Origin of the sequence: Hydrogenophaga sp. IBVHS1, assembly GCF_002127265.1 — a bacterium.
Classification (GTDB): domain Bacteria; phylum Pseudomonadota; class Gammaproteobacteria; order Burkholderiales; family Burkholderiaceae_C; genus Hydrogenophaga.
Genome location: NZ_NFUU01000001.1, coordinates 201,815 through 227,889, shown reverse-complemented (window position 1 = coordinate 227,889; position 26,075 = coordinate 201,815). Strand labels below are relative to the sequence as shown.

The 26,075-nt window shown below is 67.1% G+C and carries 23 protein-coding genes; 14 read left to right on the top strand and 9 right to left on the bottom strand.

Annotation, left to right across the window (positions count from 1 at the left end; translation table 11 throughout):
• Window positions 1-4: 4 nt before the first annotated feature.
• The 4 genes from CAP37_RS01090 to ruvA are packed head-to-tail and all read right to left on the bottom strand — an operon-like array spanning window position 5 to window position 4,194.
• Window positions 5-1,231, bottom strand: a complete 1,227-nt coding sequence (locus tag CAP37_RS01090) for an FtsX-like permease family protein (protein WP_086122460.1) — start codon at window positions 1,229-1,231, stop codon at window positions 5-7.
• Between the two features lie 19 nt (window positions 1,232-1,250).
• Window positions 1,251-2,543 (bottom strand): efflux RND transporter periplasmic adaptor subunit, encoded by a 1,293-nt coding sequence (locus tag CAP37_RS01085; RefSeq protein WP_086122459.1) that lies wholly within the window; start codon window positions 2,541-2,543, stop codon window positions 1,251-1,253.
• Window positions 2,544-2,556: 13 nt separating this feature from the next.
• A complete protein-coding gene (gene ruvB / locus CAP37_RS01080; RefSeq protein ID WP_086122458.1) occupies window positions 2,557-3,615 on the bottom strand; it encodes a Holliday junction branch migration DNA helicase RuvB in 1,059 nt (352 codons plus the stop codon).
• A complete protein-coding gene (gene ruvA, locus CAP37_RS01075; RefSeq protein ID WP_086122457.1) occupies window positions 3,616-4,194 on the bottom strand; it encodes a Holliday junction branch migration protein RuvA in 579 nt (192 codons plus the stop codon).
• 33 nt (window positions 4,195-4,227) lie between these two features.
• On the opposite strand from ruvA, the gene CAP37_RS01070 reads away from it, so the two are divergent.
• Genes CAP37_RS01070 through ybeY form a run of 3 tightly spaced genes read left to right on the top strand, consistent with a single transcriptional unit; the run spans window position 4,228 to window position 6,080 of the window.
• The gene (locus CAP37_RS01070) at window positions 4,228-5,208 is read left to right on the top strand and encodes a PhoH family protein (protein ID WP_086122456.1); all 981 of its coding nucleotides are present in this window, start codon (window positions 4,228-4,230) and stop codon (window positions 5,206-5,208) included.
• A 9-nt stretch (window positions 5,209-5,217) separates the two neighbouring features.
• Window positions 5,218-5,625 (top strand): MliC family protein, encoded by a 408-nt coding sequence (locus CAP37_RS01065; protein ID WP_086122455.1) that lies wholly within the window; start codon window positions 5,218-5,220, stop codon window positions 5,623-5,625.
• Window positions 5,625-6,080, top strand: a complete 456-nt coding sequence (gene ybeY, locus CAP37_RS01060) for an rRNA maturation RNase YbeY (protein WP_086122454.1) — start codon at window positions 5,625-5,627, stop codon at window positions 6,078-6,080. The genes CAP37_RS01065 and ybeY overlap by 1 nt, the downstream gene beginning before the upstream one ends.
• Here ybeY and dtd read toward each other — a convergent pair.
• The gene (dtd, locus tag CAP37_RS01055; RefSeq protein WP_086122453.1) at window positions 6,071-6,520 is read right to left on the bottom strand and encodes a D-aminoacyl-tRNA deacylase; all 450 of its coding nucleotides are present in this window, start codon (window positions 6,518-6,520) and stop codon (window positions 6,071-6,073) included. The two genes, ybeY and dtd, sit on opposite strands and share 10 nt — an antisense overlap.
• Window positions 6,517-7,446: a cation diffusion facilitator family transporter gene (locus tag CAP37_RS01050; RefSeq protein WP_086122452.1), complete on the bottom strand. Its 930-nt coding sequence runs from the start codon at window positions 7,444-7,446 to the stop codon at window positions 6,517-6,519. Before CAP37_RS01050 ends, dtd begins: the two co-directional genes overlap by 4 nt.
• Window positions 7,447-7,539: 93 nt before the next feature.
• On the opposite strand from CAP37_RS01050, the gene glgB reads away from it, so the two are divergent.
• From glgB to CAP37_RS01000, 10 genes are all read left to right on the top strand, one after another.
• Window positions 7,540-9,459 (top strand): 1,4-alpha-glucan branching protein GlgB, encoded by a 1,920-nt coding sequence (glgB, locus tag CAP37_RS01045; protein WP_256926845.1) that lies wholly within the window; start codon window positions 7,540-7,542, stop codon window positions 9,457-9,459.
• Window positions 9,456-11,624, top strand: a complete 2,169-nt coding sequence (glgX, locus tag CAP37_RS01040) for a glycogen debranching protein GlgX (protein ID WP_086122450.1) — start codon at window positions 9,456-9,458, stop codon at window positions 11,622-11,624. Before glgB ends, glgX begins: the two co-directional genes overlap by 4 nt.
• Window positions 11,621-13,126 (top strand): 4-alpha-glucanotransferase, encoded by a 1,506-nt coding sequence (gene malQ / locus CAP37_RS01035; protein WP_086122449.1) that lies wholly within the window; start codon window positions 11,621-11,623, stop codon window positions 13,124-13,126. The genes glgX and malQ overlap by 4 nt, the downstream gene beginning before the upstream one ends.
• 83 nt (window positions 13,127-13,209) lie before the next feature.
• A complete protein-coding gene (gene glgC, locus CAP37_RS01030; protein ID WP_086122448.1) occupies window positions 13,210-14,469 on the top strand; it encodes a glucose-1-phosphate adenylyltransferase in 1,260 nt (419 codons plus the stop codon).
• Window positions 14,466-15,986, top strand: coding sequence for a glycogen synthase GlgA (glgA, locus tag CAP37_RS01025; protein WP_086122447.1), 1,521 nt, complete (start codon window positions 14,466-14,468; stop codon window positions 15,984-15,986). The genes glgC and glgA overlap by 4 nt, the downstream gene beginning before the upstream one ends.
• A 53-nt stretch (window positions 15,987-16,039) precedes the next feature.
• Window positions 16,040-18,508, top strand: coding sequence for a glycogen/starch/alpha-glucan phosphorylase (locus CAP37_RS01020; protein ID WP_086122446.1), 2,469 nt, complete (start codon window positions 16,040-16,042; stop codon window positions 18,506-18,508).
• Between the two features lie 39 nt (window positions 18,509-18,547).
• Window positions 18,548-20,026 (top strand): sensor histidine kinase, encoded by a 1,479-nt coding sequence (locus CAP37_RS01015; RefSeq protein WP_086122445.1) that lies wholly within the window; start codon window positions 18,548-18,550, stop codon window positions 20,024-20,026.
• The gene (locus tag CAP37_RS01010; RefSeq protein ID WP_086122444.1) at window positions 20,023-20,661 is read left to right on the top strand and encodes a response regulator transcription factor; all 639 of its coding nucleotides are present in this window, start codon (window positions 20,023-20,025) and stop codon (window positions 20,659-20,661) included. The genes CAP37_RS01015 and CAP37_RS01010 overlap by 4 nt, the downstream gene beginning before the upstream one ends.
• 104 nt (window positions 20,662-20,765) lie before the next feature.
• Window positions 20,766-21,257, top strand: coding sequence for a heme-binding protein (locus tag CAP37_RS01005; protein ID WP_086122443.1), 492 nt, complete (start codon window positions 20,766-20,768; stop codon window positions 21,255-21,257).
• The gene (locus tag CAP37_RS01000; RefSeq protein WP_086122442.1) at window positions 21,254-21,934 is read left to right on the top strand and encodes an ankyrin repeat domain-containing protein; all 681 of its coding nucleotides are present in this window, start codon (window positions 21,254-21,256) and stop codon (window positions 21,932-21,934) included. Before CAP37_RS01005 ends, CAP37_RS01000 begins: the two co-directional genes overlap by 4 nt.
• Window positions 21,935-22,099: 165 nt before the next feature.
• Here the strand turns inward: CAP37_RS01000 and tyrS are convergent, their stop codons facing one another.
• Window positions 22,100-23,362, bottom strand: a complete 1,263-nt coding sequence (gene tyrS / locus CAP37_RS00995; RefSeq protein WP_373271029.1) for a tyrosine--tRNA ligase — start codon at window positions 23,360-23,362, stop codon at window positions 22,100-22,102.
• A gap of 206 nt (window positions 23,363-23,568) precedes the next feature.
• On the opposite strand from tyrS, the gene CAP37_RS00990 reads away from it, so the two are divergent.
• Complete coding sequence (locus CAP37_RS00990) at window positions 23,569-24,927, top strand: M23 family metallopeptidase (protein WP_256926975.1); 1,359 nt, start codon at window positions 23,569-23,571, stop codon at window positions 24,925-24,927.
• 262 nt (window positions 24,928-25,189) lie between these two features.
• On the opposite strand, the gene erpA is transcribed toward CAP37_RS00990, so the two are convergent.
• Window positions 25,190-25,555 (bottom strand): iron-sulfur cluster insertion protein ErpA, encoded by a 366-nt coding sequence (gene erpA, locus CAP37_RS00985; protein ID WP_086122439.1) that lies wholly within the window; start codon window positions 25,553-25,555, stop codon window positions 25,190-25,192.
• Between the two features lie 111 nt (window positions 25,556-25,666).
• Entirely contained in the window at window positions 25,667-26,065 is a 399-nt protein-coding gene (locus CAP37_RS00980; RefSeq protein ID WP_086122438.1) for a polymer-forming cytoskeletal protein, read from the bottom strand.
• Between the last annotated feature and the right edge of the window lie 10 nt (window positions 26,066-26,075).

Genomic DNA, 26,075 nt, shown 5'->3' with positions numbered 1-26,075 from the left:
GGGGCTACATGCGGATGGCCTGCCCCGGGTCCATGGCCGCAGCGCGGCGGGCCGGTGCAATGGCCGCCAGCACACCACACAGCGTGGCCAGAACGGCCACCTGCAGCGCCAGCAAGGGTGGGAGCGAAATGGAAAACAGCGGCTGCCCGTCGGAGCCGCGCACGAAAGTGGTGAAAAGCCAGATCATCAGCACGGCCAGGGCAATGCCCAGCACCGAGCCGACCGCGCCAACGACCGCGCCCTGCACCAGGAATACCCGCAGCACCTGGGCGCGTGTGGCGCCCATGGCCCGCAGGATGCCAATTTCGCGGCGCTTCTGCACCACCGACACCACCAGCACACTGGCGATGCCCAGCACGACCACCACCAGCACCACGCCCCGGATCAGGCCGGTGCTTACCGACTGGGCGTTGAGGGCCGACACCAGTTGGGCGTTGCTTTCCTGCCAGCTCTCCAGCTGGTAGGGCAGCTGCCGCCGCAGGTCGTCAGCCAGGCCTTGCGCGGCCCACACGTCGTCCACCGTGAGGTCGATGGTGGTGGCACCACCCGGCAGCCCGAGCAGGCTTTGAGCACCGCGCAGCGGCAGAATCACGGTGCGCCGGTTGAGCTCCTTCAAACCGAAATCCACCAGCGCGGTCACGCGCACCGGTTCGCTCAGGGTGGACGTCTGCACCGTCAGGCGGTCACCCACGCGCACCCCCAGATCGGTTGCCAGATCCCGCCCCACAACGGCCTCGCCCGGTGCCAGGCGCGCGGTACCGCTGACCACCTTGCTGCGCAGTCCGACGATGCGGTCGTACCGGTCCAGATCGACCCCGAACAGCGAGATGGATTGCGTGGCCTCACCGCGCAGTGCGAGCGCACCCCCGGCCACCATGGGGGACACCGCCGCGATGCCGGGCATTCGTTCGAGCTGCGGCACCAGCGCCTGCCAGTTGGCCACCGAGCGCAGGCGCTGCGCGCGCGGCTGGGCCTCGGTCAAGCTGGTCGTGCCCGCGGGCCTGGCGGCGGGCGGCGCCACCACGTCGTCGGGTGCGCTCAAGGTGATGTGGGCCTGCGCGCCGAGTGTCTTGTTCAAGGTGTTGGTCTGCAGGCCGCTGATGAGCGCCGAAATGTAGGCAATGACCGCCACGCCGGCGGCCACGCCCACGATGATCAGCAAGGTCTGCATACGCCCTTCGCGCAGGAAGCGCATCGCCACTCGCCGCTCGAAACCCAGCCAGGGGGTCATGGGCGTGCTTCCACTTCGGTCAGCGTCCCATGGCATTGGTCAGCGCGGCGCCGGCGTCGGGCGCGGCCGCACCGGGCGCCAGTGGCTGACCCGGCTGCCAGGGCACCCGCCGCACACGCACGCCGGCGTCGGCCTGCGGGTTGCCGCCGATCAACACCACATCGCCTTCAGCCAGGCCTTCAACCACCTCGGCGGCGTCGAGCGTGCGCAAACCGAGCTTCACGGCGCGGCTGCGTGCGCGGCCCTGGTCACTCACCATCACGGCAGCCGAGCCGTCGGGCAGGGCGGTTCGCAACGCGGCCAGTGGCAGCACCAGCGCCCGCTCCCGCCGGGCGGTTTCCACCTCGACCGACACCGTCATGTCTTCGCGCAGAAAGGCAGGTGCAGGCGCATCCAGCGCGAGCCTCACCTCAATGGCGCCACGCTGCGCATCGACCGACGGGGCGATCGACAGCACGCGCGCGGCCAGCGGCTGCCCGGCAAACGCATCGGCCACCACCTGCGCAATCTGGCCGGTCTGCAGCTGGTCCAGGAAACGTTCGTCCACTTGCGCACTGATCTGGGTGGGCCCGTCCAGCGCCAGGCCGAGCAAGGCCTTGCCGGGCTGCACGATCTGGCCAGGCTCGACCTCCCTCAGCAACACCTGCGCATCGGCTGGCGCCAGCAGCGTTGCTTGCGCCAGCCGGGCTTGTGCCGCCTGGGTGGTGGCCTGTGCCACGGCCAGCTGGGCCTGCGCCTGCACGAGATCGGTCCCGGTTTCTTCATTGGCCCGCGTCTGCGCCCGCGCGCTGACCTGCTGAGCCTGGGCGACTTCCAGACTGCGCCGGACTTCGTCCAGACGCGAGGCGCTAAGGAAGCCCTGCGCCACCAGCTGTTCGGTGCGGGTGAGTTCGGCCCGGGCGGCGCGCACGGTGGCATCGGTCTGGGCCAGCGCGGCCTGGGCCGCCGTGCGCCCGGTGCTGCGCAAGCCCGCCAGCCGGGCAGCGGCCTGGCGCTCGGCCGCCACTGCCTGCGTGAGTGCGGCAACGAGCTCGTCTGACTCGAGGCGCAAGAGCACGTCCCCCCGTCGAACGCGTGCCCCTTCTTCGACCACCACAGCCTGCACCCGTCCGGTGATGGTGCTGCCGATCTCCACCCGCGACAAAGTGGCCACGCGGGCAGAAAACTGCAGGCTGCGCACGAGAGGCGCCGACTGCAGTTCCACCGCGTCCACCCTGGGATGGCGCCAGAGCCAGCCGGTCCACAGAGCAAGCACCAGCAGCGCCCCTGCTGCACCCCATCCCCAGCGGCGTTGAGCGGAAGAGAGGGTCATGGGTGAGATGGCTTCAGTTACCAGGCTGGAAGAGTTCGTTGTCGGCCGCTGGCGGCGCCACCCCCAGGTGCCGGTACGCGGCCAGCGTGGCGATGCGACCGCGCGGTGTGCGCTGCAGAAAACCCTGCTGGATCAGGTAGGGCTCGATCACGTCTTCGATGGTGTCGCGCTCTTCGCCGATGCTGGCCGCGATGTTGTCCAGCCCCACCGGGCCGCCGTCGAAGCGGTGGATCACGGCTTCGAGCAGCTTGCGGTCCATCAGGTCGAAGCCCTGCGGGTCCACGTCGAGCATGGCCAGCGCGAGGTTGGCGATTTCTTTGGTGATGGTGCCGCTGCCTTTCACATCCGCGTAGTCGCGCACGCGGCGCAGCAACCGGTTGGCAATGCGGGGCGTGCCGCGCGATCGGCGCGCGATCTCGAAACCACCTTCGGGGTCCATCGGCGCATTGAGCAGACCCGCGCTGCGCTTGACGATGCGCGCGAGTTCTTCCGAGGTGTAGAACTCCAGCCGCGCCACGATGCCGAAACGGTCGCGCAGCGGGTTGGTGAGCATGCCTGCGCGCGTGGTGGCGCCCACCAGCGTGAAGGGCTGCAGATCGAGCTTGATGCTGCGCGCGGCCGGGCCTTCGCCGATCATGATGTCGATCTGGTAGTCCTCCAGCGCGGGGTAGAGAATTTCTTCCACCACCGGCGAGAGTCGGTGGATCTCGTCGATGAAGAGCACATCGTTGGGTTCGAGGTTGGTCAGCAGCGCCGCCAGGTCCTTGGGTTTCTCCAGCACCGGCCCGCTGGTCTGGCGCAGGTTCACACCGAGTTCCTGCGCAATGATGTGACTGAGGGTGGTCTTGCCCAGCCCGGGCGGGCCGAACAGGAGCACATGGTCCAGCGCCTCGTTGCGCTTCTTCGCTGCGCCAATGAAAATTTCAAGCTGCTCACGCACCTTGAGCTGGCCCACGTATTCGTCGAGCAGCTTTGGGCGCAGCGCGCGCTCGATTGCTTCTTCCTTGGGCGAGGCGGGCGCGGCGGACACCACGCGCGGCGCGGGGGCGAAATCGTCGGTCTGGATGCTCATTTATCGGGCCAATGATTTGAGAGCGAGCTTGATGCCCTCGCTCACGCCGACATCCTTCGGCAAAGCCTTGAGCGCCGCAGCGGCGTCCTTGTCGCTGTAGCCCAGCGACATCAGCGCTTGCTGAATATCGCTCTGCACATCGCTCTGCGCGGGGCCGCCGCCGGGCAGGTTCAGGTCGGCACCGAGCTTGCCCTTGAGTTCGAGCAGCAAGCGCTCGGCGGTCTTCTTGCCGATACCGGGTACCTTGATGATGCGGCCGCTGTCCTGCGCCGTGATGGCCTGAGAAAGATCGGCCACGCTCATGCCGGAAAGCACCGAGAGCGCGGTGCGCGGGCCCACGCCGCTGATCTTGATGAGCTGGCGAAAGGCCTCCCGCTCCGGAGCGGTGCCGAACCCGTAGAGAATCTGGGCGTCTTCACGCACCACAAAGTGTGTGAGCAAAGCTACTTTTTCACCGGTGGCGGGCAGGTTGTAGAAGGTGCTCATGGGCACATCCACCTCGTAACCCACGCCATGGCAGTCCAGCAGGATCTGGGGCGGGTTTTTCTCCAGCAGGGTGCCGGTCAACTTGCCTATCATCGGGACGTTCCTTAATTCAGCGGAATTATCGGCTTGATTCTCAGACACACCTTCTCCCCACCCGACAACACGCGCATGGCGCACCTGTGCGGCCCCATGGACAGCCACATCCGCAGCATCGAGGCGGCGCTGCGCGTCAAAGTGGCGCACCGCTTCGAGCAGTTCCGCATCGAAGGGCCCAAGGCCAAGGCCAACCAGGCACTTGAGACGCTGCAGGCGCTCTATGAAATGGCGAAAAAACCGATACCGGCCGAGCAGGTGCAGCTCATGCTCAGCGGCGACACCGCGCTGGCCGAGCCCGGCGAAGGTGCCCTGGCCATGCAGACGCGGCGCGGCGAAGTGCGTGGGCGCACGCCGAATCAGGCGCGTTATCTGGAAAACATGGCCTCGCACGACATCACCTTCGGCATCGGCCCGGCGGGCACCGGCAAGACCTACCTGGCGGTGGCCTGCGCGGTGGATGCGCTGGAGCGCAGCGCGGTACAGCGCATCGTGCTCACCCGTCCGGCGGTGGAGGCGGGCGAAAAGCTGGGTTTCCTGCCCGGCGATCTGGGTCAGAAGGTGGACCCTTACCTGCGCCCGCTGTACGACGCGCTCCACGACCTGATGGGTGCCGACAAGGTGCAGAAGGCCTTTGAGCGCCAGCAGATCGAGATCGCGCCCCTGGCCTTCATGCGCGGGCGCACGCTCAACCACGCCTTTGTGATCCTGGACGAAGCCCAGAACACCACCGTGGAACAGATGAAGATGTTCCTCACGCGGATCGGCTTCGGCAGCAAGGCCGTGGTCACCGGCGACGTCAGCCAGATCGACCTGCCGCGCACGCAGCTCAGCGGCCTGATCGACGCCGAGCGCGTGTTGAAACGCGTGCAGGGCATCGCCATCACCCGCCTCTCCAGCGCCGACGTGGTGCGCCACCCGCTGGTGGCGCGCATTGTCGATGCCTACGAAGCGCGCACGCCTGCACCGGAAGACGCGCCCCCACCCAAGCGCGCCCGACGCAGCGCCAGCTGAACCAGCACGATGAAAACCACCCGACCCGCACTCACCCTTTTGGTCCTGACGATGGCGCTGGCCACCAACGCCTTTGCGCAGGGAAGCCCACCGCCACCGCCCGCGCAGCAGCCCCTGATGTTCAGCAGCCAGGCCGTGCAGTACCGTTGCGATGGCGGTACTGAAATCGAGCTGGTCTACCTGAACCTGGCCAACGGCAACGCGTTCGCCGCCCTGCACTTCGAGGGCCGCACATTGATGCTGCAAGGCCGCCGCGCCACCACCGGCGTGCGCTTCATCGCGCTCGACGAGCAGTACAGCCTGCGCTGGTACACGCAGGGCATGAAGGGCGAGCTGAGCTTCCTGGCGGCCGACCACACCGCACAGGAAAAGACCTTGCTGTCCAACTGTTTCGCCCAGCCGGCCAAAAAACGCTGATGGCGCTGCCTTCGCTCTCGCTGTCCCTGCAGTTCGGCGAACTCGCCGATGCGCCCACGCACCGCGCCGCGCTGCCGCGCCACCAGGTGGCGCGCTGCATCCGCCACGCTCTGGAGTCGGACGCCGAGATCACCGTGCGCATCGTCGACGCCGAAGAAGGCCAGGCGCTCAACCGCGACTACCGTGGCCGCGACTACGCCACCAACGTGCTCACCTTCGACTACACCACCGAACCCCTGGTCACAGCCGACCTCGTGTTGTGCGCGCCCGTGGTGGCGCGCGAAGCGGCGGAGCTGAAAAAGCCGTTGGCGCAGCACTACGCGCACCTGCTGGTGCACGGCACGCTGCACGCGCAAGGCTGGGACCACGAGACCAGCGACGCGGACGCCGAGGAAATGGAGGCCAGGGAAACCGAGATTCTTGCGGGCCTGGGCCAGCCCGATCCCTACGCCTGATTGGTGATCCGCAACGGAATCGTCACCGGCCCATCGTTGACCAGGTGCACCTTCATGTCGGCGCCGAAGCGGCCGGTGTGAACCACAGGGTGCTTCGCGCGCGCCAGCGTCACGAAGGCTTCGTACAAAGCCTCACCGAGTGCAGGTGGCGCAGCACCGGTGAAGCCGGGGCGGTTCCCGCTCTTTGTGTCGGCCGCCAGTGTGAACTGGCTGACGATCAACAAACCGCCAGCCACGTCCTGAACACTGCGGTTCATCTTGCCCGCTTCATCACTGAAGATCCTCAGCTTCAACACCTTGGCCAGCAGCTTCTCGCCCACGGCTTGCGTATCGTCCGGCTCGGCGCAGAGCAGCACCAGCAGGCCCGGGCCGATGGCGCCCACCGTCTGGCCATCGATGTCCACGCGCGCTTCACTCACCCGTTGCAGCAGCGAAATCAAATCAGGTCCTTTTCATCGTCGAAGTGCGCTTCCACATCGCTGGGCAGCAGCTGGATGGTTGCGCGCAGGCCGGGCACCGCGCTCATCAGCGCCTGCTCCACGCTCGTGCGCACCGCCGCGGCACGGCCGAGCGACCAGTGGGCGGGCATGTGCATGTGCAGGTCCACGAAACGGCGTTGCCCGGCCTTGCGCGTGCTCAGGTGATCGAAGCGGATGATGGCCGCTTCTCCCTTGGCGGAGGCGAACCCGTCCAGCGTCTGCTGAATGGCCGCCATCACCTCGGGCTCCACCGCCTCGTCCATCAGGCCCTGTGAAGAGCGCCACATGAGGTGAAAGCCTTCCTTGAGGATGTTGGCCGCCACGGCCATGGCCACCAACGGGTCGAGCCAGAGCCAGCCGCTGAAGTGCACCAGCGCGATGCCCAGCACCACGCCGGCCGACGTCCACACGTCGGTGACCAGATGCCTGGCATCGGCCTCCAGCGCAATGGACCGGTGTTCTTTGGCTGCGCGAAACATGACCCAGGCCAGCAGCCCGTTGAGCGCCGAGCTCACCACCGATAGCGCGAGGCCCCAGCCCACCTGCTCGATCGGCCGGGGATCGAACAGGCGGTGTCCCGCAGCCCAGATGATGCCGAGCGCGGCAGCAATGATGAGGATGCCCTCGAAGCCGGAAGAAAAGTACTCGGCCTTGTGGTGGCCATAGGGGTGTTCCTCGTCGGCGGGGCGTGCCGCGATCGTCACCATCACCAGCCCGAACACCGCACTGGCCAGGTTCACCAGCGATTCCATGGCGTCGGAGAGCAGGCCCACGGAATCGGTGATCACCCAGGCCAGCGTCTTGAGTGTGATGGTGACCACCGCCACCAGAATCGACGCCATGAGCAGTCGCTGGGGGGTGAAAAAGCGGGCTTGGGCGGGCGTCATGTCCGGATTGTCACGCAGCCACCTTGCCCAGGACTGAAGGGAATGCCAGATAAGGGCGCAAGCGGTGACAGAATGACCCGACCACACGCACCCATGACCTCCATTCCACCCCCATCCATCACCGCGCCCCCGCCCTCCAGCTTCTGGCTGGGAGAAACCGATGTCTGGCTGCTGGCCGAAGGCAAGCACCTGCGCCCCTGGCAGAAACTGGGCGCTCATGCGACCTCGCTGGACGGGCAGGAAGGCACGGCTTTTGCGGTGTGGGCGCCCCATGCCCGCCAGGTGGGGCTGGTGGGCGACTTCAACCAGTGGCGCGCGCAGCCCATGCGCCTGCGCCCACAGTGCGGTGTGTGGGAACTGTTCGTGCCCGGCGCGGCCGTGGGTGACTGGTACAAGTTCGAGGTGCAGGGCGCTGACGGACGCCACGTCTTCAAGACCGACCCCTACGCCCGCGAAACCGAGCTGCCACCCGGCAACGCGGCGCGTGTGTGCGAACCCTTGCGCCCCCCGGCAGAGCGTGGTGGCGCGGCCCACGAGCGGCCGGACCTGCCCATGGCGGTGTACGAGGTGCATGCGGGATCGTGGCGCCGCCCCGACGGACCGCACACGGTACCGACCTGGGACGATCTCACGACCCACCTGGTGCCCTACGCGGTGGACATGGGCTTCACCCACCTGGAACTCATGCCGGTGAGCGAGCACCCGTTCTACGCTTCGTGGGGCTACCAGCCCACCGGACTGTACGCGCCCACTGCCCGGCACGGCTCGCCGGCGTCGTTTCGCCGTTTCGTGGAGGCGGCACACGCGGCCGGGCTCAAGATCATTCTGGACTGGGTGCCCGCGCACTTCCCCACCGACGAACACGCCCTGGCCCGCTTCGACGGCACCGCGCTCTACGAACACGCCGACCCGCGCGAGGGTTTCCACCGCGACTGGAACACCCTCATCTACAACTTCGGGCGCTTCGAGGTGCGCAACTTCCTGGTGGGCAACGCGCTGTTCTGGGTCGAGCAGTACGGCATCGATGGCCTGCGGGTGGACGCGGTGGCCTCCATGCTCTACCGCGACTACAGCCGCCCCGCCGGTGAGTGGGTGCCGAATGAGCATGGCGGGCGCGAGAACTACGAGGCCATTGCTTTCCTGCGCGAAGTGCACGAGGTGCTGCACCGGGAAGCGCCGCGCGCGCTCACCTGCGCCGAAGAATCCACCGCCTTCCCACGCGTCACCGGCCCGGTGGCCGAGGGGGGGCTGGGCTTCGACCACAAATGGAACATGGGCTGGATGCACGACACGCTGTCGTACTTCGCGCTCGACCCGATCCACCGTCGCTGGCACCACCACAAGCTGACCTTCGCCATGATGTACGCGCACACCGAGGACTACGTGCTGCCGCTCTCGCACGACGAGGTGGTGCACGGCAAAGGCTCGCTGCTGAACAAGATGGCCGGCGACCGCTGGCAGCAACTCGCCAACCTGCGCGCGCTTTACGCCTGGATGTACGCCCACCCCGGCAAGAAGCTGCTCTTCATGGGGGCGGAACTGGCGCAGACCACCGAGTGGAACCACGACGCCGAACTGCCCTGGCACTTGCTGGCGGACTCGGCGCATGCCGGCGTGCAGCATCTGGTGCGCGACCTCAACCATGTCTACCGCAGCGCCCCGGCCCTGCACGCGCGCGACACCGATCCCTACAGCTTCCAATGGCTCGTGGTGGACGACGCCGACCACTCGGTGCTGGCCTTCGTGCGTTACGGCCACGCGCTCGAAGACACGGTGGTGGTCATCGCCAACCTCACGCCCATGGTCCGCCACGGGTACCGCGTGGGCCTGCCGCATGGCGGGCACTGGCAAGAGCGGCTCAACACCGACTCGTCGCATTACGGTGGCAGCAACGTGGGCAACCATGGCCGCGTACTGGCCGAAGACCACGCGCTTCATGGGCAGCGCTGGTCGGCCCACTTCACGCTGCCGCCACTCGGGGTGCTCTGGCTGCAGCCGGAGGTGGACGGATGACGGCAGGCGCTAGACCCGCACTCGGCGCGCAGCTCTGCCAACGTGAAGGCATCGACGGCGTGCACTTTTCGGTCTGGGCACCCGATGCCCACGGTGTGGACGTGTGCCTTTTCGACCCTGGCGCGCCGCTGGAACACCAGCGTGTGGCGATGCAGCCCACGGGCGACGGCATCTGGGCCACCTTCGTGCCCGGCCTCGCTGCCGGCCAGCTCTACGGCCTGCGCGCCAGCGGTCCGTGGCGCCCCGAAGCCGGCCACCGCTTCAACCCGGCGCGCCTGCTGCTCGACCCCTGGGCACTGGCGCTGGTGGGCAACACCGAACGCCTGGCCCTGCAGACCGGCCATGCCTGCGCCGACCCGCTGCACCCCACGCAGGCCTGGGACGAGCACCAGCCCGACCCGGCCGACAACGCCGCCCACATGCCGCGCTGCGCGGTGGTGGACGCGCAGGCCGAACTGAGTGCCGGGGCGCAAGTCGCACCGAGCCCGGCCATCGCCGGCGAGCGCGTGGTGATCTACGAGGCGCATGTGAAAGCCCTCACCCGCCTTCACCCCGAGGTGCCCGAACACCATCGCGGCACCTACGCCGGGCTGGCCCATCCGGCCGTGCTGCAGCACCTGCAGCGCATCGGCATCACCACGGTGTGTCTGCTCCCGGTGCACCAGCACATCAGCGAGCGCCACCTGATCGAACGGGCCTTGAGCAACCACTGGGGCTACAACACGCTCAACGCGTTTGCTCCCGAACCGGCCTACGCCGCCGCCACCGGCGGCCAGAACCCCGCGTTGGCCCAAGACGCCGCCGCCGTGCGCGCCGAATTCCGCCAGATGGTCGACACCCTGCACCGCGCCGGCATCGAGGTGGTGCTCGACGTGGTGTTCAACCACACGGCCGAAAGCGACCTGAACGGACCCACCCTGAGCTGGCGCGGCCTGGGGCAAGCCCGCTGGTACGCCATGGGTGAGCAAGGTGTGCCGCACAACTTCAGCGGCACCGGCAACAGCTTGGGATTCAGCGAACCGCGCGTGCTGCAGTGGGTGATGGACAGCCTGCGCTGGTGGGTGCAGGCCTTTGGCGTGGATGGATTCCGTTTTGACCTGGCCGTCTCGCTGGGGCGCGAGGCCGCGCTGGGCCACGCGTTCAACGCGCGCAGTGCCTTGCTCGGCGCTATGGCGCAAGACCCGGTGCTTCGAGGCACACGCCTGATTGCCGAGCCCTGGGACGTGGGCCCAAACGGGTACCACCTGGGCGGCTTTGAAGCCGGCTGGCTGGAATGGAACGACCGCTTCCGCGACGGCGTGCGCGCTTTCTGGCTTGGCCACCACGGCACGCGCGGTGAGCTCGCCACACGCACCTGTGCCAGCGGCGACCTGTTCCACCGCCACGGCCGCCTGCCCACCGCCAGCGTGAACATGCTCACCGCGCACGATGGCTTCAACCTCGCCGATGTCACGGCCTACCACCACAAGCACAACGCCGCCAACGGGGAAGACAACCGGGACGGCCACGGCCACAACCTGAGCGCCAACGGTGGCGTGGAAGGCGCCACCGACGACCCCGCCGTGCTGCACCGCCGCGCCCTGTGGCGCCGCGCGCTGCTGGCCACGCTGTTCTGCGCGCAGGGCACGCCCCAACTGCTCGCGGGCGACGAGCTCGGTCACAGCCAGCAGGGCAACAACAACGTCTATTGCCAGGACAACGCCATCACCTGGCTGGACTGGGCGCACGCCGACACGGCGCTGGCCGGCTACGTGGCCGGCCTGGCGGCGTTACGGCGCCAGCACCCTGGCCTGCGCCACGCGCGCTGGTTCAGCGGCGAGGGCCCGCAGGCCGACATCACCTGGCTCGACACCGACGGCCACGCCATGCGGCCCGAGGCCTGGCAGGCGCACGACCGCCACACCCTCACCGCCTTGATCACGGTGGGCGACCCAGGCGCCGCGTCCAAGGAGCGATTGCTGGTGATCTGGCACGCCGATGCCGGTGCGATCACCCTGCCGCTGCCCGGCGGCGACTGGGCCGTGGTGCTGGACAGCGCGCGCGCGGCGGTGAACCTCGGCAGCGAGGTCACCGTGGCGGGCACGCTCACTCTGGAGGAGACCGGCGTCTGGGTGCTGGTCCAAGGCTTGCATGCGCCCGATGGCCACCCGCCGGGCCGCCCATGAACACCACCATTCACCCCTTTCTTTCGCGCCGCACCAGCGGCGTGTTGCTGCACATCACCAGCCTGCCCGGCCCCAATGGTTCGGGCGATTTCGGCGTGGGCGCGCGCCATTTCGTGGACTGGCTGGTGTCCGCCGGCCAGTCGATGTGGCAGATCCTGCCGCTGTCGCCCGCCGGGCCGGGCAACTCGCCGTACCAGAGCGTCTCGGCCTTCGCCGGCAGCCCGCTGATGATCGACCTGGAAGACCTGGTGCAGATGGGCTGGCTGCCCTGGATGCCGACGCAGGGTTTCGACCACCACCGGTGCGATTTCGAGCGTGTTGCGCCCTGGCGCATGGCGAATCTGCGCAAGGCCTGGGACGGCTTCAACCTGCGCGCCAGCCCCGAGAGCCGCGAAGCGCTGGCCGATTTCTGCGCCGAACACGCCCACTGGCTCGACGACTACGCGCTCTTCATGGTGCTCAGCGAGAGGCACATCGGCAGCTGGCCGCAATGGCCCGCACCGCTGGCGCAGCGCGACCCGCAGGCGCTGGCCGAGGTGCGACTGCAATCTCCCAAAGCCCTGGGTTTCTGGCAGTTCGTGCAGTGGCGTTTCTGGGTGCAGTGGCAGGCGCTGCGCGACTACGCCCGCAGCCGGGGCGTGCAGATGGTGGGCGACGCGCCGATCTTTGTGGCGCACCACAGCGCGGATGTGTGGGCACATGCCAACCAGTTCCTGCTGGGTGACGACTTCGAGCCCCAGGTGGTGGCCGGTGTGCCGCCCGACTACTTCAGTGCCACCGGGCAGCGCTGGGGCAACCCGCTCTACAACTGGCCCGTGATGGCGCAGAACGGCTACCGCTGGTGGAAAGACCGCGTGGCCCACCTCTTCCAGCAGGTCGACGTGGTGCGGCTGGATCACTTCCGCGGCTTCGAGGCGCATTGGGAGATTCCGGCCAGCGAACCCACCGCCGTGGCCGGCCAGTGGCAAAGCGGACCGGGCGTGGCCCTGTTCACCGAGCTGCAGCAAGAGCTCGGCCCGCTGGCCATCATTGCCGAAGACCTGGGCCTGATCACGCCCGAGGTCACGGCACTGCGCCTGGCCTGCGGGTTCCCGGGCATGCGCATTCTTCAGTTTGCCTTTGGTGGCGGCCCGGGCAACCCCTATTTGCCACACAACCAGGAGCGCCACTGCGTGGCCTACACCGGCACGCACGACAACGACACCACGCTGGGCTGGTGGCGCGCCGCGTCCGCCCACGACAAGGCCGCCGCGCGCGCCTACCTCGGCCCGGCGGTGGACACCGAACCGCACTGGACGCTGATCAACGCGCTGTCACAAACGGTGGCCAACATCATGGTGCTGCCGTTCCAGGACGTGGTGGGTCTGGACGGCAAGCACCGCATGAACACGCCGGGGCAGGCCACCGGCTGCTGGGAATGGCGCTTCGACTGGCGCCAGATCGATCACCGCCCGGCCGAACGCCTGCTGGCCATGACCCGCGCACACGGCCGAATACCCTGAACTGCAACGGCCTGGCCAAATCCCGTTTCAATGTTCCAGTGCGCAGCAAGACGCACGTGCCCCAAAAACCACCGGAGACAAGCATGGAAAAGACTTCGCCCCAGCAACTGGCCAGACGCACCATTGCCCTGGTGCTGGCGGGCGGGCGCGGCTCGCGCCTGCATGCCCTGACCGACCGGCGCGCCAAGCCCGCCGTGTACTTCGGTGGCAAATTCCGCATCATCGACTTCGCGCTCTCCAACTGCCTGAACTCCGGCGTGCGCCGCATCGGCGTGCTCACGCAGTACAAATCGCACAGCCTGCTGCGCCACCTGCAGCGCGGCTGGAGCTTTTTGCGCAATGAGTTCAACGAGTTCATCGACCTGCTGCCGGCGCAACAGCGCATGGACGACGAGAGCTGGTACCTGGGCACCGCCGACGCGGTGTACCAGAACCTGGACATCCTGCGCGCCCACAAGCCCGACTACATCCTGGTGCTCGCCGGCGACCACATCTACAAGATGGACTACGCCGACCTGATCGCCGACCACGTGGCGATGGGCCGCAAGTGCACGGTGGCCTGCATCGAGGTGCCGCTGGCCGAGGCCACCGCCTTCGGCGTGATGGACATCGACGCCGACCGCAACATCGTGCGCTTCCTCGAGAAACCGGCCCAGCCGCCCCACATGCCGGGCAACCCCGACATGGCGCTCGCCAGCATGGGGGTGTACGTGTTCAACACCGAGCACCTGTTTGAAGCGCTGAAGCAGGACGCCACGACCGCAGGCTCCAGCCGCGATTTCGGCAAGGACATCATCCCGGCCATGGTGGCCGCAGGCGAAGCGGTGGCCCACCCGTTCGGCCTGTCGTGCGTGAAGAGCTCGCCCGAAGCGCCCGCCTACTGGCGCGACGTCGGCACCGTGGACGCCTACTGGGCCGCCAACCTCGACCTCACCAACACCGTTCCCGAGCTCGACATGTACGACCGCGAATGGCCGATCTGGACTTACCAGGAACAACTTCCCCCTGCCAAGTTCGTGTTCGACGATGACGACCGCCGGGGGTCGGCGGTGGACTCGCTGGTCTCGGGGGGCTGCATCATCTCGGGCGCGCTGGTGCGCCGCTCTGTGCTGTTTTCCAAGGTGCGTGTCCACTCCTTCGCCACGGTGGAAGAATCGGTGATCCTGCCCGAGGTCGACATCGGGCGGGGTTGTGAATTGCACAAGGTGGTGATCGACAACGGCTGCGTGATCCCGCCGGGCATGAAGATCGGCGTGGACGCGGCAGAAGACGCGAAGCGCTTCTTCCGCACGCCCAACGGCGTGGTGCTGGTCACCCGCGCCATGCTCGAAAAACTGGAATGAGCCTCAAAATCCTTTACGTCTGCTCCGAAGTTTTTCCGCTGCTCAAAACCGGCGGGCTGGCCGACGTCAGTGCCGGTCTGCCGCCGGCGCTCAATGCACTCGGCGCCGATGTGCGCCTTCTGTTGCCCGCCTTTCCCAGCGTGGTGGAGGGCGTGACGCCCGAGGGCCCCACCCTGCTGGTGCCGGCCGGGGGCAGCCCGGGCCTGCCTGCTGGCGTGGGCCCGCAGGCCACTTCGGCCCACGGCCCCACCCCCTGGTTGCGCGCCGGGCGCATCACCGAAGGTGGCATGCCAGTGTGGCTGCTGCACGCGCCTGGTCTGTACGAACGCAGAGGCAACCCTTACCTGGACGCTTCTGGCAACCCCTGGCCCGACAGCGCCGAGCAGTTTGCCTGGCTGGGCTGGGCCGCCGCCCTGCTCGGCACGGGGCTGAATGCCGCGTGGCGACCCGATGTGGTGCACGGGCACGACTGGCACACCGGCCTGGCCTTTGCGTACCTGCGCGAACTCGCCCGCACGGCCGAGCACCGGCCGGCGAGCGTGTTCACGGTGCACAACCTGGCCTACCAGGGCGTGTTCAACGTGGGGCTGCGAGCGCGCCTGGGCCTGCCCGACGGTCTCTTTCACCTGCAAGGGCTGGAGTTCCACGGGAACATCAGCTTCATGAAGGCGGGGCTGAAGTACAGCGACGCCATCACCACCGTGAGCCCGACCTACGCGCGCGAAATCACAGGAGCCGAACAAGGCTGCGGGCTCGACGGCGTGCTGCGCCAGCGCCAGGCGCAGCTGCACGGCATTCTGAACGGCGTGGACGACGCGGTGTGGAACCCGCAGACCGACCCGTTGGTGCAACCGGGCTTTGATGCCGATCACCTGCAGGGCAAGGCACAGGCCAAGGCCCGGCTGCAGCAGCGCATGGGGCTGGAAGCCCGGCCCGACGCGCTGCTGTTCTCGGTGGTGAGCCGCCTCACCGAGCAGAAAGGCCTGCACCTGCTGCCGGCGGTGGTGGACGAACTGGTGCAACGCGGCGGCCAGCTCGCGGTGCTGGGATCGGGCGACGCGGCCATCGAACACGCACTGCGCGCCTGCGCCGAGCGCCACCCCGGCCAGGTGGCGCTGACCGTGGGCTACGACGAAGCGCTGGCGCACAGCGTCATTGCCGGCGCCGATGTGATCCTGCTGCCCTCGCGCTTCGAGCCCTGCGGCCTGACCCAGCTCTACGGCCTGCGCTACGGCACGCTGCCGCTGGTGCGCGCGGTGGGCGGCCTGGCCGACACGGTGGTCGATTGCAGCCTGGAGAACCTGGACGACGGCAGCGCCAGCGGTTTCGTGTTTCACGACCTCGACGTGCAGGGCCTGCTCTCGGCCCTGAAGCGCGCCTTTGCGCTGCAGCGCCGCCCGGCCGAGTGGCGCGCCGTGCAGCGCCACGCCATGGCGCTGCGCTTTGGCTGGGAGCGCGCGGCTGCAGACTACCTGCGCGTCTACGCTTCCGTGTTGCCCTCAGCGGCTGGACACTGAGCCTGCACGTTTATTGCTTCTGCCCCCAGCACCACCACGCACACCCCACCGCCATGCCCGACACCACGCCCGCCATCGCGCCCGTCGCGTTCGAATACGACCATCTGGACAACGGCGTGGACGCCTTGCGAAAGTCGATCGCCAACTGCTTGATCTACTCGGTGGGCCGTGATCCGCGTTCGGCCACACGGCGCGACTGGCTCTTCGCCCTGTTCCACGCCGTGCGCGATCGCATGATGCACCGCTGGCGCGAGACGCTGGCCACCGCGCAGGACAGCGACGCCAAGCGCGTGTACTACCTCTCGATGGAGTTCCTCACCGGGCGCGCGCTCACCAACGCACTGCTCTCGGTGGGCATCCTGGACGAGGCGCGCACCGCCTGCACCCAGCTCGGCGTGGATTTCGACGCGCTGATCGACCTGGAAACCGATGCCGGCCTGGGCAATGGTGGCCTCGGGCGCCTCGCCGCGTGCTTCCTCGATTCCATGGCCACCGTGGGCTTGCCCGGCATGGGCTATGGCATCCGCTACGACTACGGCATGTTCGCGCAGCGCATCGTCGACGGCCGTCAGGTGGAAGAGCCCGACTACTGGCTGGTGAACGGCAACCCGTGGGAGCTCATGCGGCCCGAGTTCAGCTACACGGTGCAGTTCGGCGGGCGGCTGGTCCAGGCCGACGAGCAGGTGCGCTGGGTGGAAACCGACGACGTGATTGCCACCGCTTACGACACCGGCGTGCCCGGCCACGAACTCAGCAGCGTGGCCACCATGCGGCTGTGGACCGCGCGTGCTACCAGCGGCATCAACCTCGACGCGTTCAACAAGGGCGACTACATGCGTGCGGTGGAGGCCAAGAACGCATCGGAAAACGTCTCGCGGGTGCTCTACCCCGACGACAGCACCGACCATGGCAAGGAGTTGCGCCTTCGCCAGGAGTACTTCTTCGTCAGCGCCTCGCTGCAGGACATCGTGCGCCGCTTCAAGAAGCACCAGGGCGACTTCGCGATCTTTGCCGACCGCGTGGCAATTCACCTCAACGACACCCACCCCGCGCTCGCGGTGCCCGAGCTCATGCGCCTGCTGGTGGACGAACAAGGGCTGGAGTGGGACAACGCCTGGGGCATCTGCAAACGGGTGTTCAGCTACACCAACCACACTTTGATGCAGGAAGCGCTGGAAACCTGGCCGGTGGAGCTGATGGGCCGCCTGCTGCCCCGGCACCTGCGCATCATCTACGACCTGAACGCGATCTTCCTGGCCGAGGTGCACGAGCGCTTCCCCGGTGAAAACGACCTGCTGCGCCGCGTGTCGCTGATCGATGAACGCGGCCAGCGCCGCGTGCGCATGGCCTACCTCTCGGTGCTGGCCAGCCACAAGGTGAATGGCGTCTCGGCCCTGCACAGCCAGCTCATGGTGCAGACCATCTTTGCCGACTTCGCCCGGCTCTACCCCGAGCGCTTTTGCAACAAGACCAACGGCATCACGCCACGGCGCTGGCTCTCGCAGGCCAACCGGCCGCTGGCCAGCCTGATCGACGCGCGCATCGGCACCACCTGGCGGCGCAACCTTGACGAGCTGGAGCAGCTGCGCCCGCTGGCCGCTGACCCCGAATTCGTGAGCGCCTTCCAGGACGCCAAGGCGCAGAACAAACGCCGCCTGGCCGAGCGCATTGCCGCCGAAACCGGTGTGATCGTCAACCCGAACAGCCTGTTCGACGTGCAGATCAAGCGCATGCACGAGTACAAGCGCCAGCTGCTCAACGTGCTGCACGTGGTCACGCGCTACCAGCAGATCCTGGCGCACCCGCACGCCGACTGGGTGCCGCGCACAGTAGTTTTTGCGGGCAAGGCGGCCTCGGCCTATTTCATGGCCAAGCTGGTGATCAAGCTCATCAACGACGTGGCTCGCGTCGTCAACCACGACAAGCGCGTGGGCGACAAGCTCAAGGTGGTGTTCATCCCCAACTACCGGGTGTCGCTGGCCGAAATCATCATCCCTGCGGCCGATCTCTCGGAGCAGATTTCGACCGCCGGCACCGAAGCTTCGGGCACCGGCAACATGAAGTTCTCGCTCAATGGCGCGCTGACCATCGGCACCTGGGACGGCGCCAACATCGAGATCGCCGAGCATGTGGGTCTGGAGCACATCTTCATCTTCGGCCACCGCACCGAGCAGGTGGCCGCCCTGCGCGCCAGCGGCTACAACCCACGCCGCTACTACGACCACAACTACGACCTCAAGACCGCCATCGACCGCATCGCCGAGGGCGCCTTCAGCCCGGAAGAACCGGGGCGTTTCCACGACATCACGCGCACCCTGCTCGAATCCGATTACTACCTCTTGCTGGCCGACTACACCGACTACCTGGCCACGCAACACAAGGTGGACGCGCTCTACCGCAAGCCGGACGAATGGACCCGCCACGCTGTTCTGAACGTGGCCGGCATGGGCGCTTTTTCGTCAGACCGCACCATCCGCGAATACGCCAGCGAGATCTGGAACGTCAAGCCGCTGTTCCCCTGAGAACACGGCACGGCCAGAGCGCGTGCCAGAATCCGCCGCATGCGACGGCCCTGGCGACTCTCGGTGTGGTGGTTGGTCGGCGGGGTGGTGGTGGCCCTGGCCGGCGCGGCCGCGATCGCGCGCCAGTCGCTGGAACAGCAGCGCGCCTTGTTCGAGACCGACGCGCGCATCGTGCACCGTTTGCTGAGCCAGCAGGTGGTGCAGCACGACGCGATTCTGGCCACGCTGGCGCTGCTGCAACCCGACAGCGCAGGCCCGTCCGGCACGCCACCCGAGCAGCGCCTGCCGGCGCTCTACCCACAGATTCTGGCCGTGCAGCGGCGCGACGCCGACCAGGCCTGGCCTGATGCGGCGCTGACCGATGCGGAGGCGGCGTCCCGCACCGCCCGCCGCGCGGCGCTGGCTGTGCCCGACCTGCAAAGCGGGCGCTACCGCATGGTGCTCGCGGCCACGCCCACGAGCTACGCGCTCACCATCGACCTGCGCACCATGGTGCCGTGGCCGGAATGGCCGATGCAGCGCGAGAGCAGCCCGGTGCGCGTGTCGCTGGTGCACGCGGGCAGCGAGCACGTGATTCAGGCCGGCGATCTGTCGCCGGGCACACGACCCGGCTGGCGCTTCGAGTTCCACAAGGTCGTGGCCGCCGAAAGCCAGCCGTTCGACGTGGTGGCCGTGCGCCACCTGGGGTGGGGCCATCTGCCCTGGAGCCGCATGCTCGCCTGGGTGCTGGCGGTGGCGCTGGTGCTGGCCGCGCTGCGCCACCTGCAGCGCCAGCGCAGCGAGCGTCGGCGTGCCGAGGAACTGCTTCGGCTGGGCCAGGTGGGCAGGTTGAACACGCTGGGTGAGCTGGCGGCCGGCATGGCGCACGAGCTCAACCAGCCGCTCACGGCCGTGCTGGCCAACACCCAGGCCGCGCAGCGCCTGCTGGCCGACGATCCGCCCGACATGGACACCGCGCGCAGTGCGATGACCCAGGCCGTCGAACAGGCGCGCCGCGCGGCCGACGTGGTGGGCCGACTGCGCCGCGCGGTGGAGCGACCGGACGCCACCCAGCAGTCGCAGGCGATGGACCTGGTGGAAGCGGTGCGCCGCGCGCTGTACCTGCTGGAGCCCGAAAGTCAGCGGCGTGGGGTCAGCCCACAGCTCGAAGGCCCGCCGCGCCTGCTGGTGCAGGCGGACCCGGTGGCGCTCGACCAGATCGTGCACAACCTGATCCTCAACGCGCTGCAGGCGATGGAGCCGGTCGATGCGTCGAAACGCCACCTCTTGCTGACAATGACCGTGCAGGGCGGCCAGGCCCAGCTGGCGGTGGCCGACAGCGGCCCCGGCATCGCACTGGACGTGCTGCCGCGGCTTTTTGAGCCCTTCTTCTCCACGCGCGAAGGTGGGCTCGGGCTGGGCCTGAGCCTGTGCGAGTCGCTCGCCCAGGGCATGGGTGGCTCGATCACGGCGGCCAATGGGACCACGGGTGGTGCGGTCTTCCAGCTGAGGCTGCCGCTGAAGGAAGACCGAGCATGAGCACCGACACCCTGTCGCCCACCGTGCACCTGATCGACGACGACCAGGCCGTGCGCGAAAGCCTGGCCCTGCTGATCGGCACGGTGGGCCTGCGGGTGCAGGCGTGGAGCGATCCGCAAGCCTTCCTGAACACCTTCGACCGCGAGGGCATCGGTGCCATCGTGCTCGACGTGCGCATGCCTGGCATCAGCGGCCTGAGTGTGCTCGACACCCTGGTGGCGCAAGGCGTGGATCAGCCGGTAATCATGCTCACAGGGCACGGCACGGTGGACATGTGCCGCCGCGCCTTCAAGGCCGGTGCGGCGGAGTTTCTGGAAAAGCCGGTGAACGACGAGGCCTTGCTGGAAGCCCTGCAGAACGCCGTGCGACAACACGTGCGTTCGCGCCAGCGAAACGAGGGCGACCGCGCCGCCCGCGAGCGCTATGCACAACTCTCCGAGCGTGAACGCGAGGTGCTGGGCCTGATCGTCGAGGGGTTGACCAACAAGGAGATCGGCCGCTCGCTGGGCCTCTCGCCGCGCACGGTGGAAACGCACCGGGCCAACCTCTTTGCCAAACTGCAGGTGGCGTCGCTGGCGCACCTGATCCGGCACTATGCGGCGCTGGTGGATGCCGGTGATGCGGGCACTGCGTAGTTCTACGGAGGCTTGCGCGTAGCCGCCCGAATGGCGATTCACGGCGCGAGTTTTTACAGTTCTCCCACGGTTGATCGAACCGTTCAACACCACCAGAGAACACCATGAAATTCGCAGCAAAGACTTCCCTCCTCGCCCTGTCCCTCATCGCCACCGCAGCCAGCGCGCAGGCCGTGCGCACGGAGAAGAACATGTCGCTGGACCTGGCGAACCAGATCGCCGCGGCCACCGTCGCGTCGTGCAGCGCGAGCGGCTACAACGTAACGGCCGCCGTGGTGGACCGCGCCGGCAGCTTGCGCGCTCTGCAGCGCGCCGACAACGCCGGCCCGCACACGGTGGGCGCCGCTCAAGGCAAGGCCTACACCTCGGCCTCGGCGCGCAACACCACCGCCGCGATGCTGGAGAACGTACAGAAGAACCCCGGCGCCGCGACGCTCGTGGACATTCCGGGTTTCCTGGTGCTGGGCGGCGGCGTGCCGGTGAAGGTGGGCAACGAGGTCATCGGTGCCGTGGGCGTGGGCGGCGCACCCGGTGGTCATCTGGACGAGCAGTGCGCGAACGCGGGCATTGCCAAGGTCGCAGAGCTGCTGAAATGAAAGCCCTGCTCTTGACGCTGTCGCTGGTTTTCACCGCTGCAAGCGCTCAGGCGCAGGTTGGGCCCAGCGCGGCCGAAGCGGCAGCCTACACGGGGCTGCACGCAGCGGCCCACAAAGGCGATACAGCGAAGCTGGCGCGCCTGGTGGCCGCAGGTACCCCGCTGAACGCCACCGACGCCCATGGCCGCACGCCACTGCACGTGGCGACCTTCGCGCGACAACGCGAGGCCATCCGCGTGCTGGCCAAGGCCGGCGCCGACCTGAACCGGCTGGAGAACGACCGCTACGACGGCGTGACCATCGCTTCGGTAGTGGACGACGAGGAAACCCTGCGCGTGCTGCTGCAACTGGGCGCCAGCGCGAAGCAGACCACCAGCCGCTACGACGGCACGGCCCTGATTGCGGCGGCGCACCTGGGACACGATGGCGTGGTGCGCCAGCTCATCGCTGCGGGCGCGCCGCTGGACCACGTGAACAACCTGCACTGGACAGCGGTGATCGAGTCCATCGTGCTGGGTGATGGCGGGCCGCGCCATCAGGCGACGTTAAGAGCCTTGATCGATGCAGGGGCCAGCTTGCATTTGACGGACCGTCAGGGACAGACGCCTTTGCAACTCGCTCGTTCGCGCGGGTATGCGGTGATGGTCGGGATGCTGGAGAAAGCTGGGGGGCGGTGAGCTTGTTCGCTGGCTGAGGCGGTGCGCCGACGATCTCGTCAGATCGAAGCACCAGGGCGCTCTGCGCAGCGAAATAAAGGCGGAGGCGGCCTCCCGCCGCCGGGGGACATTCGCGGAGCAGAGCGCCCTGGTGCTTCGATCCCGCGCGGTCGAAGAGCGAAAAAATCAACCCAAAGAAACCCGGGCAAACTTCCGCTTACCCACCTGCACCACATAACTCCCAGCTGGCAGTTTCAACCCCTTGTCGCTGACCACCGCGCCATCCACACGCACACCACCTCCGTCGACAAGCCGGTTGGCTTCGCTCGACGAAGGTGCCAGGCCGGCCGACTTGAGCAGCGACCCAATCCCCAACGGCGCGCCCGACAAAGACACCTCGGGAATCTCGTCCGGCACACCGCCCTTGCTGCGGTTGATGAAATCCTGCTCCGCCGCGTCCGCCGCCGCCGCGCTGTGGAAACGCGCCGTGATCTCCTTGGCCAGCGCCACCTTCGCGTCCTTGGGGTTAGCCCCCTCTGCAATGGCCTGCTTCAAAGACTCGATGTGCGCGAGCGACTTGAACGACAACAGCGTGTACCAGCGCCACATCAGCGTGTCCGAGATGCTCAGCACCTTGGCGAACATCGAGTTCGCTTCCTCGGCAATGCCGATGTAGTTGTTCTTGCTCTTGGACATCTTGTCCACGCCGTCCAGCCCCTCCAGCAGCGGCATGGTCAGGATGCATTGCGGTTCCTGGCCGTACTCGGACTGCAGGTGCCGGCCCATGAGCAGGTTGAACTTCTGGTCCGTTCCGCCCAGCTCCAGGTCGCTTTTGAGCGCCACCGAATCGTAGCCCTGCATCAACGGGTACAGAAACTCGTGCACGCTGATCGGCGTGCCCGCCTTGAAACGGTCGTGGAAATCGTTGCGCTCCATCATGCGGGCCACGGTGTATTTGGCCGCGAGCTGGATCATGCCCATCGATCCCAGCGGCAGGCTCCATTCGCTGTTGTAGCGAATCTCCGTGCGCGCCGGGTCGAGCACCAGGCTGGCCTGCTTGTAGTAAGTCTCGGCATTGGCCTTGATCTGCTCGCTCGTCAGCGGCGGGCGGGTGTTGTTGCGACCCGAGGGGTCACCGATCAGGCTGGTGAAGTCGCCGATCAGAAAAATCACCTGGTGTCCCAGGTCCTGCAGCTGGCGCATCTTGTTGAGCACCACCGTGTGGCCGATGTGGATGTCGGGGGCGGTCGGGTCCAGCCCCAGTTTGATGCGCAGCGGCCGTCCCGTGCTTTCAGACTGTGACAATTTTTTGACCCAGTCCGCTTGAGGAATCAATTCTTCGCACCCCCGCAGCGTCACGCTCAACGCCTCCCGAACACCGTCTGTCAGTGCAAGGCCTTGAGGCACTTCGTTCGGAATACTTTTGGGTTCGTTCTGCATGGGGTTCATACGCGTTATCTCGAATGCGGAGGAGGCTGCGGTGGCTATACTGCCCGGCCAGGGTGACAGATTTTAGTTGGCGCGCTTTTTGCACGATAACAAGGGCGTCTCGTCACCCACCGAGCGATCGAGTGAACTTGTTCCGAATCGACCGCTCTTTTTTGTGTGCCATTGCCCCACAGACCGTGGGCAAGCCCCTGCCGGGAACCCCGATTTTGATCCGTCCGCTACTTCACACGCTGGCACAGCTTCTTGATGCCACCAGCCAGAGCCTCTCCAGGCATCCCCGCCGCATCATGGGCGGCTTGGGTGTTCTGCTGCTGGGCACGGGCGTTACCGCCTTTGGCATCGCGCCGCTGGCCCCCGACGCCTCCGACCTGCCTGTTCGCCAAGTCATTGAGGCTCTCGACACCAACGCCCTCATTCAAAGCCACGCCGCAAGCCTTGAGGCAGCGCCCGCTTTGGTGCTGTTCCGCAGCGAGTCCACCCGCCGCGACGACACCGCCCAGAGCCTTCTGCAGCGCTTGGGCGTAAACGACACCCAGGCCCAGGCTTTTCTGCGCAACGATCCGGTTGCACGCCAGCTCATCAACGGGCGTGCAGGTCGCCTGGTCAGCGTGGAAACCTCTGATCGGCAGGCGCTGTTGCGCCTGACCGCGCGTTGGCTGGCCTCAGACGAAGGTTCCTTCGCGCGCCTCGTCGTCGAGCAAACGCCCTCCGGCTTCACCTCGCGCCTGGAACAGGCACCGCTCACCGCCTCGCCCAGGCTGGCCAGCGGCGTCATCCGCAGTTCGCTGTTCGCCGCCACCGACGAGGCCGGCATTCCCGACCCGGTGGCCATCCAGCTGGCCGAAATGTTCGCCAGCAACATCGATTTCCGCCGCGATCTGCGCCAGGGTGACCGCTTCAGTGTGGTGTACGAGAGCCTCGAAGCCGACGGCGAGAGTCTGCGCACCGGCCGCGTGCTGAGCGCCGAATTTGTCAACAACAGCCGCGAGCACGAAGCCGTGTGGTTCGAGGACGCAGGCCACAAGGGTGGCTATTACGATTTCAACGGCCAGAGCGCTCGCCGTTACTATTTGTCTTCCCCACTCGAATTCTCACGCGTGAGCAGCGGCTACGGCATGCGCTTCCACCCGATCTCTGGTGCACGCAAGGCCCACATGGGTGTGGACTACGCCGCCCCCACCGGCACCCCCGTGCGAACCATTGGCGATGGCGTGGTGGAGTTTGCAGGCGTGCAGCGCGGGTATGGCAATGTGATCTACGTGCGCCACCGCAACAACCAGATGACGGTGTACGCGCACCTCAGCCGCATCGCCGTGCGCGACGGTCAGCGCGTGAGCCAGGGCGACTTCATCGGCAACGTCGGCTCCACCGGCGCGTCCACCGGACCTCACCTGCATCTGGAATTCCGCGACAACGGTGTGCATGTGGACCCGCTGGAGATTGCGCGTCAAAGCGAATCAATCCCCGTGCCCGCCGAATTGCGCCAGCGATTCGAGGCTGTTGCCCAGATGCAGCGCGTGCAACTCGACGCGGCGGCCAGCGTGCAGCAGGCAAGTGCTGAATAGGTAACACCCCCTGCGCCGCTGACGCGGCTTCCCCCCTCTCTGGCGCGCCTTTGGCGCTTGGAAGGGGGACGACAGCTGGGGCCGGCGGAGCCGGACCCTCGCTGTCCCTCGATCAGCCCGCACCTCTCCGGAGCGGGTGTCCCCGTCCAGAGATGCCGTGGAACCGGCTCCGCCGGGCCACAGGCATCGTCCCCCTTCCAAGCGCCAAAGTCGCGCCAGAGAGGGGGGAAGCCGCGTCAGCGGCGCAGGGGGGAGTACCGATCTAAACGCTGAAGCTGGATCCGCAACCGCAGGTGGTGGACGCGTTCGGGTTCTTGATCACGAACTGTGCGCCTTCCAGATCTTCCTTGTAGTCGATCTCGGCACCCACGAGGTACTGGTAGCTCATGGCGTCGATGAGCAAGGACACGCCGTTCTTGCTCATGGTGGTGTCGTCTTCGTTGACGACTTCATCAAAGGTGAAGCCGTACTGAAAGCCGGAGCAACCTCCACCCTGGACGAACACGCGCAGTTTCAGTTCAGGATTGCCTTCTTCGGCCACCAGTTCGGCGACTTTCGCCGCCGCGCTGTCGGTGAAGATCAGCGGCGCTGGCATTTCAGTCTGGATGTTTTCGGCCACGGCACTCATGGATCACCTCTCGGGATGGGGTGTGGCCGCAAGATGGGCCACGGAATCAAGGTGGGTGCAATTCACCCACGGGCAAGGAGCCATGCTAAAGCAAATCGACCCGCAGCGGGTTCAACCGTTGTTTGCCGCCAGTTTCAGTGTGGGTTTGTCCTCGACGCCCCCGGCCATGGGTTTGAGCTGACCGCTGATGGTGGCGCCCTGGTGCATTTCCAGTGCCTTGTAAGACACATCGCCTTCGATCCGCGCTTTGGGCTGCAGTTCGAGCAGGTCGAAAGCCAGCACCGGGCCCTTGACGTGCCCGTTGATGATGACGTGATCGGCGTGGATCTGTCCGATCACCGTGGCCACCTCGCTCACCACCAGAATGCTCGGTTTCTCGTCGCTGGCGCGAATGTCGCCCACCACCTCGCCATCGATGCGCAAGCCGTCGTGAAACAGCACATGCCCTTCGATGCGCGTGCCTTGAGCGATGAGGCTTTTGATGGGCGGCTGCCTTTTTTTGTTGAACATGAATGACTCC

Coding starts and splice junctions, on each gene's coding strand:
- CAP37_RS01090 (WP_086122460.1), bottom strand. CDS start 1,231: ATGACCCCCTGGCTGGGTTTCGAGCGGCGAGTGGCGATGCGCTTCCTG.
- ybeY (WP_086122454.1), top strand. CDS start 5,625: ATGGCGCTGCCTTCGCTCTCGCTGTCCCTGCAGTTCGGCGAACTCGCC.
- tyrS (WP_373271029.1), bottom strand. CDS start 23,362: ATGAACCCCATGCAGAACGAACCCAAAAGTATTCCGAACGAAGTGCCT.
- glgB (WP_256926845.1), top strand. CDS start 7,540: ATGACCTCCATTCCACCCCCATCCATCACCGCGCCCCCGCCCTCCAGC.
- CAP37_RS01020 (WP_086122446.1), top strand. CDS start 16,040: ATGCCCGACACCACGCCCGCCATCGCGCCCGTCGCGTTCGAATACGAC.
- CAP37_RS01010 (WP_086122444.1), top strand. CDS start 20,023: ATGAGCACCGACACCCTGTCGCCCACCGTGCACCTGATCGACGACGAC.
- CAP37_RS01050 (WP_086122452.1), bottom strand. CDS start 7,446: ATGACGCCCGCCCAAGCCCGCTTTTTCACCCCCCAGCGACTGCTCATG.
- CAP37_RS01015 (WP_086122445.1), top strand. CDS start 18,548: ATGCGACGGCCCTGGCGACTCTCGGTGTGGTGGTTGGTCGGCGGGGTG.
- malQ (WP_086122449.1), top strand. CDS start 11,621: ATGAACACCACCATTCACCCCTTTCTTTCGCGCCGCACCAGCGGCGTG.
- CAP37_RS01005 (WP_086122443.1), top strand. CDS start 20,766: ATGAAATTCGCAGCAAAGACTTCCCTCCTCGCCCTGTCCCTCATCGCC.
- CAP37_RS01085 (WP_086122459.1), bottom strand. CDS start 2,543: ATGACCCTCTCTTCCGCTCAACGCCGCTGGGGATGGGGTGCAGCAGGG.
- ruvA (WP_086122457.1), bottom strand. CDS start 4,194: ATGATAGGCAAGTTGACCGGCACCCTGCTGGAGAAAAACCCGCCCCAG.
- CAP37_RS00980 (WP_086122438.1), bottom strand. CDS start 26,065: ATGTTCAACAAAAAAAGGCAGCCGCCCATCAAAAGCCTCATCGCTCAA.
- ruvB (WP_086122458.1), bottom strand. CDS start 3,615: ATGAGCATCCAGACCGACGATTTCGCCCCCGCGCCGCGCGTGGTGTCC.
- glgX (WP_086122450.1), top strand. CDS start 9,456: ATGACGGCAGGCGCTAGACCCGCACTCGGCGCGCAGCTCTGCCAACGT.
- CAP37_RS01000 (WP_086122442.1), top strand. CDS start 21,254: ATGAAAGCCCTGCTCTTGACGCTGTCGCTGGTTTTCACCGCTGCAAGC.
- CAP37_RS01065 (WP_086122455.1), top strand. CDS start 5,218: ATGAAAACCACCCGACCCGCACTCACCCTTTTGGTCCTGACGATGGCG.
- glgC (WP_086122448.1), top strand. CDS start 13,210: ATGGAAAAGACTTCGCCCCAGCAACTGGCCAGACGCACCATTGCCCTG.
- erpA (WP_086122439.1), bottom strand. CDS start 25,555: ATGAGTGCCGTGGCCGAAAACATCCAGACTGAAATGCCAGCGCCGCTG.
- glgA (WP_086122447.1), top strand. CDS start 14,466: ATGAGCCTCAAAATCCTTTACGTCTGCTCCGAAGTTTTTCCGCTGCTC.